This window comes from Colwellia ponticola (assembly GCF_005885605.1).
Taxonomy (GTDB): Bacteria; Pseudomonadota; Gammaproteobacteria; order Enterobacterales; family Alteromonadaceae; genus Colwellia; species Colwellia ponticola.
Genome location: NZ_SZVP01000222.1, coordinates 1 through 404 on the forward strand (window position 1 = coordinate 1; position 404 = coordinate 404).

Annotated in this window: 1 protein-coding gene; it reads right to left on the reverse strand. The window is 34.7% G+C overall.

What is annotated here, in order from left to right:
- Nucleotides 1–146 precede the first annotated feature (146 nt).
- Nucleotides 147–404 (reverse strand): MBL fold metallo-hydrolase (locus FCS21_RS17970; protein ID WP_222928017.1); only part of this gene is annotated, 258 nt, incomplete at its 5' end.

Here is a 404-nt window from a genome sequence, read left to right on the forward strand (position 1 = left end):
TTTTGAAGCGCCACATCCTACTAATGCCAAAAGTGCAAAAGCAGAAATGTAAATAGGTTTAATGGTATTCATCTAAAATGTTTTTGTTAATTTGAAATATTTGTCTAAAATAATTTTTTTTGTTACAAAAGGCGTTATGATTAACACTATGTTAAGATTTGTTCGCAGGTGAAAACTTCTGCCAAGCGAACGCCTTTCTCCGTTTTTTGTACGGTTATGATTTCATTATGTGCGTCATGTTCCAAGAACAAATAATAATTGTTATCAGCAGCGGCATTCATGAATTTTTCTTTTTCTGGCATGGTCAATAAAGGTCTGGTATCATATCCCATCACATACGGAATTGGAATATGTCCGGCTGTCGCCAATAAATCAGCGCAAAAAACGATGGTCTTGTCCTTATA